Annotated in this window: 14 protein-coding genes; 12 read left to right on the plus strand and 2 right to left on the minus strand. The window is 65.9% G+C overall.

The features are described from left to right. On the minus strand, positions 1–1932 hold the full coding sequence (gene acs, locus ACU0AG_RS01280) for an acetate--CoA ligase (protein WP_482780444.1): 1932 nt from the start codon (positions 1930–1932) through the stop codon (positions 1–3). 144 nt (positions 1933–2076) lie between these two features. On the opposite strand from acs, the gene ACU0AG_RS01285 reads away from it, so the two are divergent. Then, positions 2077–3516, plus strand: a complete 1440-nt coding sequence (locus ACU0AG_RS01285) for a DcaP family trimeric outer membrane transporter (RefSeq protein ID WP_482780445.1) — start codon at positions 2077–2079, stop codon at positions 3514–3516. Positions 3517–3698: 182 nt separating this feature from the next. Here the strand turns inward: ACU0AG_RS01285 and ACU0AG_RS01290 are convergent, their stop codons facing one another. Then, positions 3699–4376, minus strand: coding sequence for an OmpW/AlkL family protein (locus tag ACU0AG_RS01290; RefSeq protein ID WP_482780446.1), 678 nt, complete (start codon positions 4374–4376; stop codon positions 3699–3701). Between the two features lie 147 nt (positions 4377–4523). On the opposite strand from ACU0AG_RS01290, the gene ACU0AG_RS01295 reads away from it, so the two are divergent. From ACU0AG_RS01295 to ACU0AG_RS01345, 11 genes are all read left to right on the plus strand, one after another. Further along, the gene (locus ACU0AG_RS01295; protein WP_482780447.1) at positions 4524–5267 is read left to right on the plus strand and encodes a Crp/Fnr family transcriptional regulator; all 744 of its coding nucleotides are present in this window, start codon (positions 4524–4526) and stop codon (positions 5265–5267) included. 76 nt (positions 5268–5343) lie between these two features. Continuing rightward, positions 5344–7011 carry a cytochrome-c oxidase, cbb3-type subunit I gene (gene ccoN / locus ACU0AG_RS01300; protein ID WP_482780448.1) on the plus strand — a complete coding sequence of 556 codons (1668 nt, stop codon included), beginning with the start codon at positions 5344–5346 and terminating at the stop codon, positions 7009–7011. Between the two features lie 24 nt (positions 7012–7035). Then, positions 7036–7800, plus strand: a complete 765-nt coding sequence (ccoO, locus tag ACU0AG_RS01305) for a cytochrome-c oxidase, cbb3-type subunit II (RefSeq protein ID WP_482780449.1) — start codon at positions 7036–7038, stop codon at positions 7798–7800. After that, the gene (locus ACU0AG_RS01310; protein ID WP_482780450.1) at positions 7797–7961 is read left to right on the plus strand and encodes a cbb3-type cytochrome oxidase subunit 3; all 165 of its coding nucleotides are present in this window, start codon (positions 7797–7799) and stop codon (positions 7959–7961) included. Before ccoO ends, ACU0AG_RS01310 begins: the two co-directional genes overlap by 4 nt. Continuing rightward, entirely contained in the window at positions 7951–8889 is a 939-nt protein-coding gene (gene ccoP / locus ACU0AG_RS01315; protein WP_482780451.1) for a cytochrome-c oxidase, cbb3-type subunit III, read from the plus strand. The genes ACU0AG_RS01310 and ccoP overlap by 11 nt, the downstream gene beginning before the upstream one ends. Before the next feature lie 127 nt (positions 8890–9016). Next, on the plus strand, positions 9017–10444 hold the full coding sequence (gene ccoG / locus ACU0AG_RS01320) for a cytochrome c oxidase accessory protein CcoG (protein ID WP_482780781.1): 1428 nt from the start codon (positions 9017–9019) through the stop codon (positions 10442–10444). Further along, positions 10444–10896 carry a FixH family protein gene (locus ACU0AG_RS01325; RefSeq protein WP_482780452.1) on the plus strand — a complete coding sequence of 151 codons (453 nt, stop codon included), beginning with the start codon at positions 10444–10446 and terminating at the stop codon, positions 10894–10896. Before ccoG ends, ACU0AG_RS01325 begins: the two co-directional genes overlap by 1 nt. After that, a complete protein-coding gene (locus tag ACU0AG_RS01330) occupies positions 10893–13019 on the plus strand; it encodes a heavy metal translocating P-type ATPase (RefSeq protein ID WP_482780453.1) in 2127 nt (708 codons plus the stop codon). The genes ACU0AG_RS01325 and ACU0AG_RS01330 overlap by 4 nt, the downstream gene beginning before the upstream one ends. Beyond that, complete coding sequence (gene ccoS, locus ACU0AG_RS01335) at positions 13016–13177, plus strand: cbb3-type cytochrome oxidase assembly protein CcoS (protein WP_482780454.1); 162 nt, start codon at positions 13016–13018, stop codon at positions 13175–13177. The genes ACU0AG_RS01330 and ccoS overlap by 4 nt, the downstream gene beginning before the upstream one ends. Continuing rightward, a complete protein-coding gene (locus ACU0AG_RS01340) occupies positions 13174–13404 on the plus strand; it encodes a hypothetical protein (protein ID WP_482780455.1) in 231 nt (76 codons plus the stop codon). Before ccoS ends, ACU0AG_RS01340 begins: the two co-directional genes overlap by 4 nt. A gap of 25 nt (positions 13405–13429) precedes the next feature. Beyond that, positions 13430–14740: a radical SAM protein gene (locus tag ACU0AG_RS01345; RefSeq protein WP_482780456.1), complete on the plus strand. Its 1311-nt coding sequence runs from the start codon at positions 13430–13432 to the stop codon at positions 14738–14740. Positions 14741–14843: the final 103 nt, after the last annotated feature.

Raw genomic sequence — 14843 nt, forward strand, 5'->3', positions numbered from 1 at the left:
TCAGCGGTTCTGCCTGCCTTCGATCAGCCGGTCCACCAGCGAAGGATCGGCCAGCGTCGAGGTATCGCCCAGCGCGCCGAAATCGTTCTCGGCGATCTTGCGCAGGATGCGGCGCATGATCTTGCCCGAACGGGTCTTGGGCAGGCCATCGGTGAAGTGGATCACATCGGGCGTGGCGACCGGGCCGATTTCCTTGCGCACCTGTGCCTTCAGATCGGCCAGCAGCGCGTCGGTCCCTTCCTCGCCCACGTTCAGGGTGACGTAGCAATAGATGCCCTGCCCCTTGATATCGTGGGGATAGCCCACCACCGCCGCCTCTGCCACCTTGGCGTGGAGCACCAGCGCGCTTTCGACCTCTGCGGTGCCCATGCGGTGGCCGGAGACGTTGATCACATCGTCCACGCGGCCCGTGATCCAGTAATACCCGTCCGCGTCGCGCTTGCACCCATCGCCGGTGAAATACTTGCCCGCATAGGTGCTGAAATAGGTCTGCACGAAGCGGTCATGATCGCCATAGACCGTGCGCGCCTGCCCCGGCCAGCTGTGGGTGATGCACAGGTTGCCCTCGGTGGCGCCCTCCAGAACGTGCCCCTCGTTATCGACCAGTTGCGGACGGATGCCGAAGAACGGCAGGCCTGCGCTGCCCGGCTTCATGTCGTGCGCGCCGGGGAGCGTGGTGATCATGCAGCCGCCGGTTTCGGTCTGCCACCAGGTGTCGATCACCGGGCAGCGGCCCTCGCCCACCACATCGAAATACCAGCGCCATGCTTCGGGATTGATCGGCTCGCCGACGCTCCCCAGCAGGCGCAGCGAGGCGCGGCTGCGGCTCGTTACGTGGTGATCACCCTCGCGCATCAGCGCGCGGATCGCGGTGGGGGCGGTGTAGATGATGTTGACCTGATGCTTGTCGACCACGTCCCAGAACCGCCCGTGATCGGGATAGTTCGGCACGCCTTCGAACACCACCGCGGTCGCCGCGTTGAACAGCGGGCCATAGACGACGTAGCTGTGCCCCGTCACCCAGCCGATATCGGCGGTGCACCAGAACACCTCCCCCGGCTGGTAATCGAAGATGTAGTGGAAGGTCGTCGCCGTCCACACGCCGTAGCCGCCGGTGGTGTGGAGCACGCCCTTGGGCTTGCCCGTCGATCCGGAGGTGTAGAGGATGAACAGCGGGTCTTCCGCATCCATCACCTCGCAGGGGCAATCCTCATCGCTGGCGAGGCTTTCGAGCCAGTGGTCGCGGCCGCCCTGCATCGCGATGTCGCCGCCGGTGTGGCGGATCACCAGAACGCCTTCGACCGGCGTGGCGTGCGCGGCAAGGTTCAGCGCGGCATCGACATTGGCCTTCAGCGGAATGTGCTTGCCCCCGCGCAGGCCCTCGTCTGCCGTGATGACAAAGCGGCTGCCGCAATCCTCGATCCGGCCCGCCAACGCCTCGGGAGAAAAGCCGCCGAACACCACCGAATGCACCGCGCCAAGGCGGGCGCAGGCGAGCATGGCGATGACCCCTTCGAGGATCATCGGCATGTAGATCGTCACCCGGTCGCCCTTGGCAACGCCCAGCTTTTTCAGCGCATTGGCCATGCGAACCACTTCCTTGTGGAGCGCGCCATAGGTGAGGCTGCGGCTTTCCTCGGCCGGATCGTCGGGTTCGAAAATCAGCGCGACCGTTTCGGCATGGGTGGCAAGGTGCCGGTCAACCGCGTTGTGGCACAGGTTCAGCTGCCCGTCCTCGAACCACCTGATCGCCACCGGATCATAGGACCAGTCGCCGCCGATGGTGGGCTGCCTGACCCAGTCGAGCCGCTGCGCCTGTTCCAGCCAGAAGGCATCGGGCGTCTCGACCGATGCGGCATACATCGCGGCATATTGTTCGGGCGTGCAATGGGTGGGCGTGTGGGCCTGGGGCCGCTCGACGGCGTGGATCATCTCGACTCTCCCTTTTCTGACCCCGTATTACAACAGGCTACCAGCCCCGCGCCCTCAGACAAAGGTCTTACGACCATCGGCTAGCTGTCGCGCATAGCGGCCCTGCTGCATTCTCGCCGCCATAAGAGAGGATGGGAGGGTCTTATGGTTCACACACGCACGGGGCGCGCGCTCCGGCTGGCCTTGCTGGCGGCCACCGCGCTGTCGGCCACGCCGGCGCTGGCGCAGGAGGCGAGCGTTGATCAGCGCCTCGACCGGCTGGAGCGGCTGGTCGAAGGGCTGATTGCGCGGCTCGACAAGGAAGCGGGGGACACCCAGCAGCAGACCGAGGCGATTGCCGCGATCCGCGCCGAAACGGGGGCGCTGCGGGCCGAGCAGCAGGCTCTGCAAGCCAACGCCGCTGCCACGCAGGAAACCACCCGCACACTCGCCGCGCGTCAGGCCGAGATGTCGGACAAGCTGATCGATTTCGCCATCCCCTCGGGCGAAGGCTTCCGGATGGGCAAGACACGGGTCACCTATGGCGGCTATGTCAAACTCGATGCGACCAGCCAGCGCACCAGCGGCGGGCAGTTGGCAGGCAATTCGATCCTGCGCGATTTCCTGTTCCCCTCGTCGATCCCGGTGGGCGGCAATCCCAGCGGGTTCGACACCGATTTCTCCGCTCGCCAGACGCGGTTCCTGTTCAAGACCGAGACTGACGTTGGCACCGATCACAAGCTTTCGAGCCTGATCGAGCTTGATTTCAACGTCACCGAAGGCGGCAACGAACGGGTGACGAACAGCTTTGTGCCGCGCATCCGCCATGCCCTGATCAATTACGACAACTGGACCTTCGGGCAGGGCTGGTCGACCTTCCAGAATGTCGGTGCGCTGCCGGATTCGCTTGATTTCATTGGCGTAACGCCAGGCACGGTGTTCGATCGCCAGCCGCTGATCCGCTACACCAAGGGCGGGCTGCAACTTGCGGTCGAACAGCCCGAAACCGTGGTCACCGCCCAGAACGGCGCGATGGTCACGCCCGGCGACGACCAGATTCCCGACATTGTCGGCCGGTACAACTGGAGCGGCGACTGGGGCAGTTTCACCGCCGCCGGGATCCTGCGCCAGCTGCACGTTTCGACCGACGATCTGATGGGGGTGGACGATGCCGCATGGGGATACGGCCTCAGCCTGTCGGGCAAGCTCAAGGTGGGCGAGAAGGATGACCTCAGGTTCATGGCCACGGCGGGCGACGGGCTGGGCCGCTATATCGGGCTGAACATCGTCAACGATGCCGCGATCAAGCTCGACGGGACGCTCGATCCGATCTTCACCTGGTCGGGCTTTGCCGCCTATCGCCATGTCTGGTCGGACCGGGTGCGCTCCAACCTCGGGGGGGCCTATTTCAAGGCGGACAACCCCGTGCGGCTCACCACCAATCAGGTGACCGATGAAAGCTGGAACGCCTTTGCCAACCTGATCTGGAACCCGGTCGGCCCGCTCAATGTCGGGGTCGAACTGATGTATGCCAGCCGCACGCTGGAAGACGGGCGCAGCGGCAATCTGCAACGGGTGCAGTTTTCCACCCAGTACAATTTCTGACCCGCCGCAGCCGATAACCGATATGGCAATGTTTCACGTGAAACATTGCCATTTTGGCACCCGAAACAGGCCTAGAAGGGGTCTAGAGGGGGTCTAGAACGACCTAGACGGGGTCTGAACCCCCACAAAAAACCCCGCCGGAGCGCTTCCGGCGGGGTTTTTGCAGGTCAGGCCGATGCCTCTCAGAAGCGGTAGGCAAGCCCGGCGCTGATCACCCAGGGATCCAGCTTGTGTTCGGTCTCGATCGCCAGCGTGTTGCCGACAAACCAGCGCGCGGTGGTGTCGATGAAATAGCGCTTCACATCGACGCTGATGCCGAGCCCCTTGTCGTTCACCGGCACATCGAAGCCGGCCTGCAGCGCCACGCCGAATTCGTTCGACAGGTTGGTTTCGGTCACCCCCAGCGGCAGGGTTGCCGCACCCGGCTTGTCACCCACCCACAGGAAGTAGGACGGCCCCGCCCCGACATAGGGCTTCACCCCGCCCAGATCGAAGTGCAGCTTGGCCGTGACAGTCGCCGGAATCAGCTTGGCGTTGGACACCAGTTCCGCGCCCACCGGCAGGCCTGCCGAGGCATCGACATCGTGCTGGGTCATGCCCGCGATGGTTTCGATCGAGACATTGTCGGTGACGAAATATTCGATCGCGATGGTCGGCGTGACGTTGTCGTTGGCCTTGGTCTGCGTGGTAGCAGGCAGGCCCGGCAGGTTCACGTTGATATCGGTGATCTTGCCATCGGGCAGCACAGCGGTGCCCAGCACCTTGAACTGGATCTCGCCCGCACGGTCATCGTCCTGCGCCATCGCAGGCGTCGCGGCGAGCGCCAAAGTCGCACCGGCAAGCATCAGAAGAGTCTTCATTTCATCCATCCTTCGCGGCAGCAGTGGCCACCCTCCGTGGCCCAGGATTGTTGCTGCCTGTGGCCGCCCGATAGCCCGCAGAATGCGCGATGCTCATTGATCAGGATCAAAGACCATTGCGCGTGCCTGCGCCAGAAGCACACCATCATGGCGACAATCAGCACATCATTCGGGCAGGAATGCATGGAGGCTTTCCGTGACGCGCTGCCGCCCGGCACGGGCGATGCGCTGACGGCGGACCGCCTGTGCGAAATCGGCTATTGCCTGCATCTGGCCAAGGGCGGAGAACTGCCGCCCGATCCTTATGAAGACCGGCTGGTGTTCCTCGCCCGCGGTTCGGCCAAGCTGGCCGCCCAGACCGGCGGCGGCGCGGCGCCTTCGGGGCAGGTGCTGGCCTTCCATTTCGCCGGCGACGTGATTTCGGTGCTGCGCCAGAGCGACGGGGATTTCCGCCTGATCGGCCTCACCGATTGCGATCTGGTGGTGTTTCCCGCCGACCGTTTTCTCGACATTGCCCAGGGCGATCCGGCGGTGCTGCGTTCGGTGCTGACCCGCTCTCTTCAGGCGCTGCACCGCAGCCGCACGCGGATGATGCAGATGGGGCACAAGTCCGCAGGCGCGCGAATCGCCGATTTCCTCGTCTCGATGGCAGAGCGGCTGGCGGATTGTTCCTCCGGCCCCTGTGCCTTCTCGCTGCCGATGAGCCGCCGCGACATCGGCGACAGTCTGGGCCTCACCATCGAGACGGTCAGCCGCCAGCTGACCGAGCTGCGCGAGGCCGGTCTGGTGACGACCGAGGGCCGGTCAAAGGTCTGCCTTTCGGACGTTTCCGCGCTGGCGAAGATCGCCGGACGGCAGGCCGGACACAGCGGAACATCATCCAAAAACTGAGTGAAATTTGATCTGGATCAATAACCGGAAGACCGGGGCAAGCTAAACAGCGGGCCGACGGAAGGGATAAATCAACATGGAAGCAGTCGTGAAACGGCTGGGGGTCTGGGCTATCGTCCTGCTCGCAGCCATTGCCGCTATCGCGCTGACCCCGGACAGCGGGTTTGCCATCCACATGGGGATCGTCGGCCTTGTTGCCGTGATCCTGATCTTTGCCACGCTGGGCAGCTACGACCCGCTGGCCAAGGCCCAGAGCATTTTCAGGATGCCTCCCGGGCCGAGCCGCTACGACGATGATGTCGTGCGCTGGGGCGTGATTGCCACCATGTTCTGGGGCCTGGCGGGATTGCTGGCGGGCGTGTTCATCGCGCTGCAGCTGGCTTTTCCCGATCTCAACCTCGAACCTTACCTGAACTTCGGCCGCGTCCGCCCGCTGCACACCAGTGCGGTGATCTTTGCCTTTGGCGGCAACGCGCTGCTGGCGACGAGCTTCTACGTGGTGCAGCGCACCTGCCGCACCACGCTCGCCTTCCCCGGCATGGCCCGTTTCGTGTTCTGGGGATACCAGCTGTTCATCGTGCTGGCCGCGACCGGATACCTGCTCGGCATCACCCAGTCGAAGGAATATGCCGAACCGGAATGGTATGTCGATCTGTGGCTCACCATCGTGTGGCTGGCCTATCTGGCGGTGTTCGTCGGCACGCTGCTGCGCCGCCATGAACCGCATATCTATGTGGCCAACTGGTTCTACCTCGCCTTCATCATCACCATTGCCATGCTGCACGTGGTCAACAATCTGGCGATCCCCGTCAGCCTGCTGGGCACGAAGAGCTACAGCGCCTTTGCCGGTGTGCAGGATGCGCTGACGCAGTGGTGGTATGGCCACAATGCGGTGGGTTTCTTCCTCACCGCCGGCTTCCTGGCGATGATGTATTACTTCGTGCCCAAGCAGGCCGGGCGGCCGGTCTATTCCTACCGCCTGTCGATCATCCACTTCTGGTCGCTGATCTTCCTCTACATCTGGGCAGGTCCGCACCACTTGCACTACACCGCGCTGCCCGACTGGGCGCAGACGCTGGGCATGGTGTTCTCGATCATGCTGTGGATGCCCAGCTGGGGCGGGATGATCAACGGTCTGATGACGCTGAACGGCGCATGGGACAAGGTCCGCACCGATCCGATCATCCGCATGATGGTGCTGGCGCTCGCCTTCTACGGGATGAGCACCTTCGAAGGCCCGATGCTGTCGATCAAGGCGGTGAACTCTCTGAGCCACTACACCGACTGGACGATCGGCCACGTGCACTCCGGCGCGCTGGGGTGGAACGGGATGATCACCTTCGCCTGCGTCTATTACCTCGTGCCGCGCCTGTGGAAGAAGGAACGCCTCTACAGCCTGCGGATGATCAACTGGCACTTCTGGCTCGCGACGCTGGGGATCGTTTTCTACGCCTCGTCGATGTGGGTTGCCGGGATCACGCAGGGCCTGATGTGGCGCGAATACGGGTCTGACGGTTATCTGGTGAACAGCTTCGTCGATACCGTCGCGGCGCTCCACCCGATGTACATCCTGCGCGCCGTGGGCGGGCTGATGTACCTCGCCGGTGCGGTGATCATGGCCTGGAACATCTGGATGACCATCGCCGGTCACCTGCGCGACGAAGCCCCGCTGGGCGACACCGCGCACGATGAGGCCAATGACCGCCCGATCCTCCCCGAACCGCAGGCCCAGCCCGCCGAATAAGCGGCCACGCCAAGGAACGCGAACATGACTGATACACAACGCAAGGAACCCTTCGAGGGCCACAAGCGCCTCGAAAAGAACGTCACCCTGCTTTCGGTCGCCACGCTGCTGGTGGTGGCGATCGGCGGGATCGTGGAAATCGCGCCGCTGTTCTGGATCGACAACACGATCGAGAAGGTGGAGGGGATGCGCCCCTACACCCCGCTGGAGCAGGCGGGCCGCGATATCTATATCCGCGAAGGCTGCTACACCTGCCACAGCCAGATGATCCGCCCCTTCCGGGACGAGGTCGAACGCTATGGCCATTACAGCCTGGCGGCCGAGAGCATGTATGATCACCCCTTCCAGTGGGGCAGCAAGCGCACCGGGCCGGATCTGGCGCGGGTGGGCGGGCGCTATTCGGATGAATGGCACGTCCAGCACCTCAAGGCCCCGCGTTCGGTGGTGCCGGAAAGCATCATGCCCAATTACAGCTTCCTTGCCGAAGCCGATCTGAAGGTGCCCGATCCGGCGGCCAACCTCACCGCACTGCGGCGGGTGGGCGTGCCCTATTCGGATGCCGATATCGCCGCAGCAGAGGCCGATCTGATGGCGCAGGCCAATCCCGATGCCGATGCGGGCGATCTCGCTACGCGCTATCCCAAGGCGCAGATCCGCGATTTCGACGGGGATCCGAAGCGCGTGACCGAAATGGATGCGCTGGTGGCCTATCTCCAGATGCTCGGCACGCTGGTCGATGTGAACAGCGCCGCCGCGCAGGAAGCGCTGACCAGGGAGAAGGGCCGGTGAGCTTCTATGAAACCCTGCGCCACTTTGCCGACAGCTACGGGCTGGCGGTGATCGTCGCGCTCTATCTCACGCTGTGCCTGTGGCACTTCCGCCCCGGCGCGAAGCCCCATGTGGCCGCTGCCAAGCACTCGATTTTCAAGGATCAGGACGATGGCGAATAAACGTATCGACCAACCCACCGGCACCGAGACTGTCGGCCATGAATGGGACGGGATCGAGGAACTCAACACCCCCCTGCCGCGCTGGTGGCTGTGGACCTTTTACGCCACCATCGCCTTTTCGGCGGTCTATGTGGTGCTCTACCCCGCCTGGCCGATGATCGAGAAGGCGACCGATGGCACGCTGGGCTGGTCCAGCCGCGGCGATCTGGCCAAGGAAATGAGCGCCGCCGAAGCCGCCCGTCAGGGCGTGGTCGCGCAAATCGCCGCGACCGATATCGAGGCGCTGCCCGCCAATCCCGATCTGATGCAGGCGGCGGTCGCAGGCGGCGCGGCGGCGTTCAAGGTCAACTGCGTGCAGTGCCACGGCGCGGGGGCTGCGGGATCGAAGGGCTACCCCAACCTCAATGATGACGACTGGATCTGGGGCGGCACGCTGACCGATATCGAATACACCCTCAACCACGGCATCCGCTGGGCCGGGGCCGACCAGACGCGGGTCAATTACATGCCGGGCTTCGACGGGATGTTCCAGCCTGCGCAGGTGAACGCTCTGACCGGCCATGTCCTGTCGCTGTCGGGCAAGGCCAGGCCGAACGCGGCCGGCGCGACCCTGTTCGCGGAAAACTGCGCTGCCTGCCACGGGCCTGCGGGTGCAGGCATGCCGGAAATGGGCGCGCCTGCATTGAATGACGCGATCTGGCTGTTCGGCGGGACCGAGGCCGAAGTGCGCCAGCAGATCCTCAAGCCCCGCCACGGCGTCATGCCCGCGTGGAAGGACCGGCTCGATCCGGTGACGATCAAGATGCTGGCGGCCTATGTCCACTCGCGCGGCGGCGGCCAGCAAGCGGCGACGCCTGCCGCCCCCGCTACCCCCGAAGCACCCGCCGGCGATGTCGCCAGCACCACCAAGGCCGAAAACGATGGCTGATCCCACGGAACACGAGCGCAGCAACCAGCAGCAGGGCCAGCCCCGCGACTGGGCGGCTGCGCTCGGTTCCACCCCCGCACCCGCCGCCACCCCTGCCGCCTCTGCCGCTCCGGCAGAGGTCGGTTTCATGGGCAGCACGCTCTATGAAAAGGGCAAGACCGTCCACAACAAGCGGATCGACGGCCCCTTCCGCCGGTTCAAGTGGCTGGTGATGCTGGTGACGCTGGCGATTTACTACATCACCCCGTGGATCCGCTGGGATCGCGGGCCTTACGCGCCCGATCAGGCGGTGCTGGTCGATCTCGCCCACCGCCGTTTCTACATGTTCGACATCGAAATCTGGCCGCACGAATTCTACTTCGTCGCCGGGCTGTTGATCATGGCGGGGATCGGCCTGTTCCTCGTCACCAGCGCCGTGGGCCGCGCATGGTGCGGCTATGCCTGCCCGCAGACGGTGTGGACCGATGTGTTCCAGCACGTCGACCGCTTCTTCGACGGGGATCGCAACGCAAGGATGCGCCTCGACAAGGCGCCGTGGACCGCATCCAAGATCGCCCGCCGCCTTGCCAAGTGGACGGTCTACGCGGCCATCGCCTTCTGGACCGGCGGGGCGTGGATCATGTATTTCGCCGACGCGCCCACCCTCACCCGCGACTTCTGGACCGGCAACGCCGCGCCGGTTGCCTATGCCACGGTCGCGATCCTCACTGGCACGACCTTCTGGCTCGGCGGGTTCATGCGCGAGCAGGTGTGCATCTACATGTGCCCCTGGCCGCGCATCCAGACCGCGATGCTCGACGAGAAGTCGCTGATCGTCACCTACAAGGACTGGCGCGGCGAACAGCGCGGCAGCCTCAAGAAGGCGGCGAAGAACCCCGACCAGTTTGGCGACTGCATCGACTGCAACATGTGCGTGGCGGTGTGCCCCACCGGGGTCGACATCCGCGAAGGCCAGCAGATCGGCTGCATCACCTGCGGGCTGTGCATCGACGCCTGCGACCGCGTGATGAAGGACATCGGCCGCCCGCGGGGCCTGATCGATTACGCCACGCTTGACCAGTGCAAGGCCGAAGCTGCGGGCGCGCCTGCCACCCCTGCGTGGAAGGCGCTGCTGCGCCCGCGGGTGTTCATCTATTTCGGCGTCTGGGCGGCGATCGGCGCTGCGCTGCTGTTCGCGCTCGGCACCCGCACCCACACCGATCTCACCGTCTCGCCCGATCGCAACCCGCCCTTCATGCTGCTGAAGGATGGTTCGGTGCGCAACGCCTACACCCTGCGCCTGCGCAACATGGAAGCCCGCCCGCGTGACATGGAAGTGGCGCTGACCGGCCTGCCCAAGGGCGCGGTGATGTGGACCGACGCGGTCAGCATGGAAAACGCCGCACCGCTTCAGGTGATCACGGTCAACGCCAACGAGACCAAAGTCGTGCGCGCCTATGTCATGCTGCCTGCGGGCGAGCAGGCCCAGAATTTCACCTTCCGCCTCACCAGCATCGACGAACAGCGCGAGACCGATCTGGCGGACACAACCTTTGCCATGCCGGGGAACGAATAATGGCCAGCAAAAGCAGTTTCACCGGCAAGCACATGGCCGCCGTGTTCGTCGGCGGGTTCGGCATCGTGATCGCGGTCAATCTGGTGATGGCGAGCTTCGCGGTCGGCAGTTTCCACGGCACGGTGGTCGATAATTCCTACGTCGCCAGCCAGAAGTATAACGGCTGGCTGGACAAGGCCGCCCATTCGAAGGCGCTGGGCTGGCAGGCGGCGGCGCAGCGGCGGGCGGACGGGCGCGTGGTGCTGGAAACGCTTGGCGTGCCTGCGGGCGCGACTGTCACCGCCACCGCCGAACGCCCGCTGGGCGCGCGCGATACCGCCACCCTCGGTTTTGCCGATCAGGGCGGCGGGCGCTGGGTTTCGGACAAGCCGCTGGATGGCGGGCGCTGGAAACTGCGCATGGCGATCCGTGCCGGCGCGCAGGAATGGGCCGGAGAAAGCGAAATCCGATGAACGCCCCTGCCCCCGTCCTGCCTGCCGAAGGCCAGCCATTCGTCACCACCCGCTTTACCGTGCCGGGGATGAAGTGCGCAGGCTGCATCGGCAAGATCGAACGCGAGCTGCCCAAGCTGGACGGGATCGGCTCGGCCCGCGCCAATTTCTCGGCCAAGCGTGTCGCGATCAGCCACGATCCGGGGCTGGATGAAGGCGCGCTCACCGCCGCGCTGCTGGCGCTGGGGTTTGAAGCGCAGCCGGTGGCCGACAATCCCCTCGGTGTCGAGGCGAAGGAACGCAAGGCGCTGAACCGTGCGGTCGGCGTCGCGGGCTTCGGCATGATGAATGTCATGCTGCTGTCGGTCAGCATATGGTCGGGCGCGGACGGGGCGACGCGCGAACTGTTCCACTGGCTTTCGGCGCTGATCGCCCTGCCGGTGATCGCCTATTCGGGCCGACCGTTTTTCGCCAGCGCATGGATGGCGCTCTCTCACAGGCGCACCAATATGGATGTGCCGATCAGCATCGGGGTGATCCTCGCCACCGGGCTTTCGATCTACGAGACGGTCACCGGCGGCGGGCATGCCTATTTCGAAAGCGCGGTGATGCTGCTGTTCTTCCTGCTGGCGGGCCGCGCGCTCGACGCGGAGATGCGCACGCGCACGCGGGCCGGCATCGGCGCGCTGCTGGGGCGGATGGGCAAGAGCGCATCCGTGATCGCCCCCGATGGCACCACCCGGCGGGTGGCGGCGAACAAGCTCGAACCGGGGATGCTGGTGCTGGTCGCTGCCGGAGAGGCGCTCGCCGCCGATGGTGACATCGTGGAAGGCACCAGCGCGATCGACAACGCCATGCTCACCGGCGAAAGCGCGCCCGAACCCGTCGGGCCGGGCAGCATCGTGCACGCGGGCGCGATCAACCTGTCCGCGCCCCTGCGCATCCGCCTGACCCGCGTGGCAGAGGATACCGCGATTGCCGAAATCGCCCGCCTGATGGACGAGGCGGGGCAATCGCGCAGCACCTATGTCCGCATCGCCGACCGCGCCAGCCGCCTTTACGCGCCGGTGGTGCATTTGCTTGCCGCGCTGGCCTTTGCCGGATGGATGATCGCAGGCGCAGGCGTGCACCAGTCGCTCACCATCGCGATTGCGGTGCTGATCATCACCTGCCCCTGCGCCATGGGCCTTGCCGTGCCAGCCGCGCAGGTGGTGGCGAGCGGCGCGTTGCTGCGGCGCGGCCTGCTGGTCAAGGACGGGAGCGCGCTGGAACGCCTCGCCGAATGCGACATCGCGCTGCTCGACAAGACCGGCACGCTCACGCTCGGCACCCCGCGGGCCGATATCGCCGCGCTGGACGCCGAGGCGCGTTCGGTCGCGCTGGCGCTGGCCCAGACCAGCCGCCACCCATTGAGCCGTGGCCTTGCCGCCGCGTGCTTGCGTGAAGGCGCGGTGCCCGCTGCTGTCACCGATGTGCGCGAGGCAAGCGGCGCGGGGCTGACCGGGCGCTGGCGGGGGCTCGATGTGGCGCTGGAGCGGCCCGACGACGGCGCGCAGGCACTCGCCACGCGCCTCAGGATCGGGGCGCAGGCGCAGACCATCACCTTTGCCGATCCGCTGCGCGCCGATGCCGCTGCGACCCTCGCCGCGCTGCGCGATCAGGGCATTACCGCCAGCATCCTGTCGGGCGACCGCGCCGCGCCGGTCGCCGCGCTCGCGCAGGAACTGGGGCTGGAGGCCACCGCCGAGGCCAGCCCGCAGGCCAAACTCGCCGCGCTGGAGGCTCTGAAGGCCGAGGGCCGCCGCCCGCTGATGGTGGGCGATGGCCTCAATGATGGCCCCGCGCTCGCCGCCGCCCACGCCTCGATCGCGCCCGGCACCGCGTCCGACGCGAGCCAGCAGGCCGCCGACGCGGTGTTCATCGGCGATGGCCTGATGCCGGTCGCGCTGGCGGTGCGGGTGGCGAAGGCCACCATGCGGATCGTGCGCGAGAACTTCGCCTTCTCGATTGGCTATAACGTGCTGGCGGTGCCGCTGGCGCTGATGGGGATGGTCACGCCGCTGATCGCCGCGATTGCCATGTCGGTCAGCTCGCTGGTGGTGGTCGCCAATTCGCTGCGGCTGGCACGGGCGGCGCGCGCATGACCGGCCTTGCTTTCCTCATACCCATCGCGCTCGGCATGGGGCTTCTGGGCCTTGTCGCCTTCCTGTGGTCGATGCGCGACGGGCAGTATGACGACATGGACGGCGCGGCCAACCGCATCCTGATCGACGACGAGGAACCTGGGGAGGACGAGGCATGAAGCCCCCGCTCGCCTTCGCGCTGGCCGCGCTGGTGCCGGTGATGGTCGGGCCTTTGCCCGCGCAGGCCGAAACGATCACGGCCAGGCTGTGTAACGGCGGCACGATCACCATCCCGCTGGGCGATGATGCGCCCGCGCAGGATGAAAACTGCCACCCCAAGGGCTGCCATGCGGGCAGTTGCCGCGAGGATAAGCTGGGCAAATTGATCTCGCGCAAAGACGGGTAGCCACGCAGGCGCTCTAAGCGCACTCATGTGGCAATATCATCCAGAACTTCTCGCAACGCCGGTGCCGCGTTACACCAGCTATCCCACCGCCGCCGATTTCGGCCCGCTGGAGGCTGGCGCGATCGAAAGCGCGATTGCGGCGGCGGATGGCGATGTCTCGCTCTATCTCCACATCCCGTTCTGCGAGCAGATCTGCTATTACTGCGGCTGCAACACCGGCGCATCGGGCAAGCGGGCGCGGGTGGAGAGCTATCTCGCCGCGCTGCATCAGGAAATCGCCACCGTGGCGAGCCTGCTGCCCGCCACCGCCCGCGTGCGGCGCATCGCCTTTGGCGGGGGCAGCCCCAACGCGATCCTGCCGGGCGAGTTCATGGCGCTGGTCGATAGCCTCCACGCGCACTTCCCGCTGTTCGCCCCGCAGTGGTCGATCGAGCTCGATCCGCGCAGCCTCACGCCGGAATGGAGCCGCGTGGTCGGCGCGGTCGGCATCACGCGGGCGAGCATGGGGGTGCAGACCTTCGCGCTGCATTGCCAGAAGGCGATCGGCCGCGAACAGCCCACCGCGATGATCTGCCGCAGCGTCGACTGGCTGCGGTCGGGCGGCGTCACCTCGATGAATTTCGATCTGATGTATGGCCTGCCGCACCAGACCACCGCCGATCTGGTCGAAAGCCTCGAAATGACCGCAAAGCTTGGCGCGGACCGGGTGGCGGTGTTCGGCTATGCCCATGTGCCGCACATGGTGCCGCGCCAGACGATGATCCCGGAAAGCGCTCTGCCCGGCGCCGAAGCGCGCTTTGCCATGGCGGCAGAAGCGTTCGGCTACCTGACCGCCCATGGCTATGACGCGGTCGGCTTCGATCACTTTGCCCTGCCCCACGATCCGATGGCGCGGGCGGTGCGGACCCGCACGCTGCGGCGCAATTTCCAGGGCTTCACCGATGATCCGGCAGAGGTGCTGATCGGCATGGGATCGACCGCAATCAGCGGCTTTCCCGCGCTGCTGGCCCAGAACGACAAGCACAATGGCCGCTATCGCCAGCTGTCGGGCGAAGGGCGGCTTTCGGCCAGCCATGGCATCGCCCGCAGCCCGCAGGACATGCTGCGCGGCGGCGTGATCGAGGCGCTGCTGTGCCGCAACGAGGCGACCCTGTCGCCCTGCCTGCTGGCGGGCGTGGAAGACCGGCTGGAACCGTTCATCGCGGCGGGCCTCGCCAGCCTTGCGGGCAACACCCTGCGCATTGCGCCCGGCGGCCTGCCCTATGCCCGCGTGATCGCATCGCTGTTCGATTCCTACCGTGCGGTCACCCAGCGCAAGTTCTCCTCGGCGATCTGACCGCATCCGGCGCGCCGCCCGGCGCGCGGGGCGCGCACTTTGCCGCAATTCGACAATCACCCCGCCCCCGACGTGCCTATGCTCGCCGTGGAGGGGGGAATCA

Source organism: Erythrobacter sp. RANMB8 (assembly GCF_056848235.1).

Excerpts from the sequence above, each read along its gene's own strand:
- acs (WP_482780444.1), bottom strand. The coding sequence starts at position 1,932 with ATGATCCACGCCGTCGAGCGGCCCCAGGCCCACACGCCCACCCATTGC.
- ACU0AG_RS01285 (WP_482780445.1), top strand. The coding sequence starts at position 2,077 with ATGGTTCACACACGCACGGGGCGCGCGCTCCGGCTGGCCTTGCTGGCG.
- ACU0AG_RS01290 (WP_482780446.1), bottom strand. The coding sequence starts at position 4,376 with ATGAAGACTCTTCTGATGCTTGCCGGTGCGACTTTGGCGCTCGCCGCG.
- ACU0AG_RS01295 (WP_482780447.1), top strand. The coding sequence starts at position 4,524 with ATGGCGACAATCAGCACATCATTCGGGCAGGAATGCATGGAGGCTTTC.
- ccoN (WP_482780448.1), top strand. The coding sequence starts at position 5,344 with ATGGAAGCAGTCGTGAAACGGCTGGGGGTCTGGGCTATCGTCCTGCTC.
- ccoO (WP_482780449.1), top strand. The coding sequence starts at position 7,036 with ATGACTGATACACAACGCAAGGAACCCTTCGAGGGCCACAAGCGCCTC.
- ccoP (WP_482780451.1), top strand. The coding sequence starts at position 7,951 with ATGGCGAATAAACGTATCGACCAACCCACCGGCACCGAGACTGTCGGC.
- ccoG (WP_482780781.1), top strand. The coding sequence starts at position 9,017 with ATGGGCAGCACGCTCTATGAAAAGGGCAAGACCGTCCACAACAAGCGG.
- ACU0AG_RS01325 (WP_482780452.1), top strand. The coding sequence starts at position 10,444 with ATGGCCAGCAAAAGCAGTTTCACCGGCAAGCACATGGCCGCCGTGTTC.
- ACU0AG_RS01330 (WP_482780453.1), top strand. The coding sequence starts at position 10,893 with ATGAACGCCCCTGCCCCCGTCCTGCCTGCCGAAGGCCAGCCATTCGTC.
- ccoS (WP_482780454.1), top strand. The coding sequence starts at position 13,016 with ATGACCGGCCTTGCTTTCCTCATACCCATCGCGCTCGGCATGGGGCTT.
- ACU0AG_RS01340 (WP_482780455.1), top strand. The coding sequence starts at position 13,174 with ATGAAGCCCCCGCTCGCCTTCGCGCTGGCCGCGCTGGTGCCGGTGATG.
- ACU0AG_RS01345 (WP_482780456.1), top strand. The coding sequence starts at position 13,430 with ATGTGGCAATATCATCCAGAACTTCTCGCAACGCCGGTGCCGCGTTAC.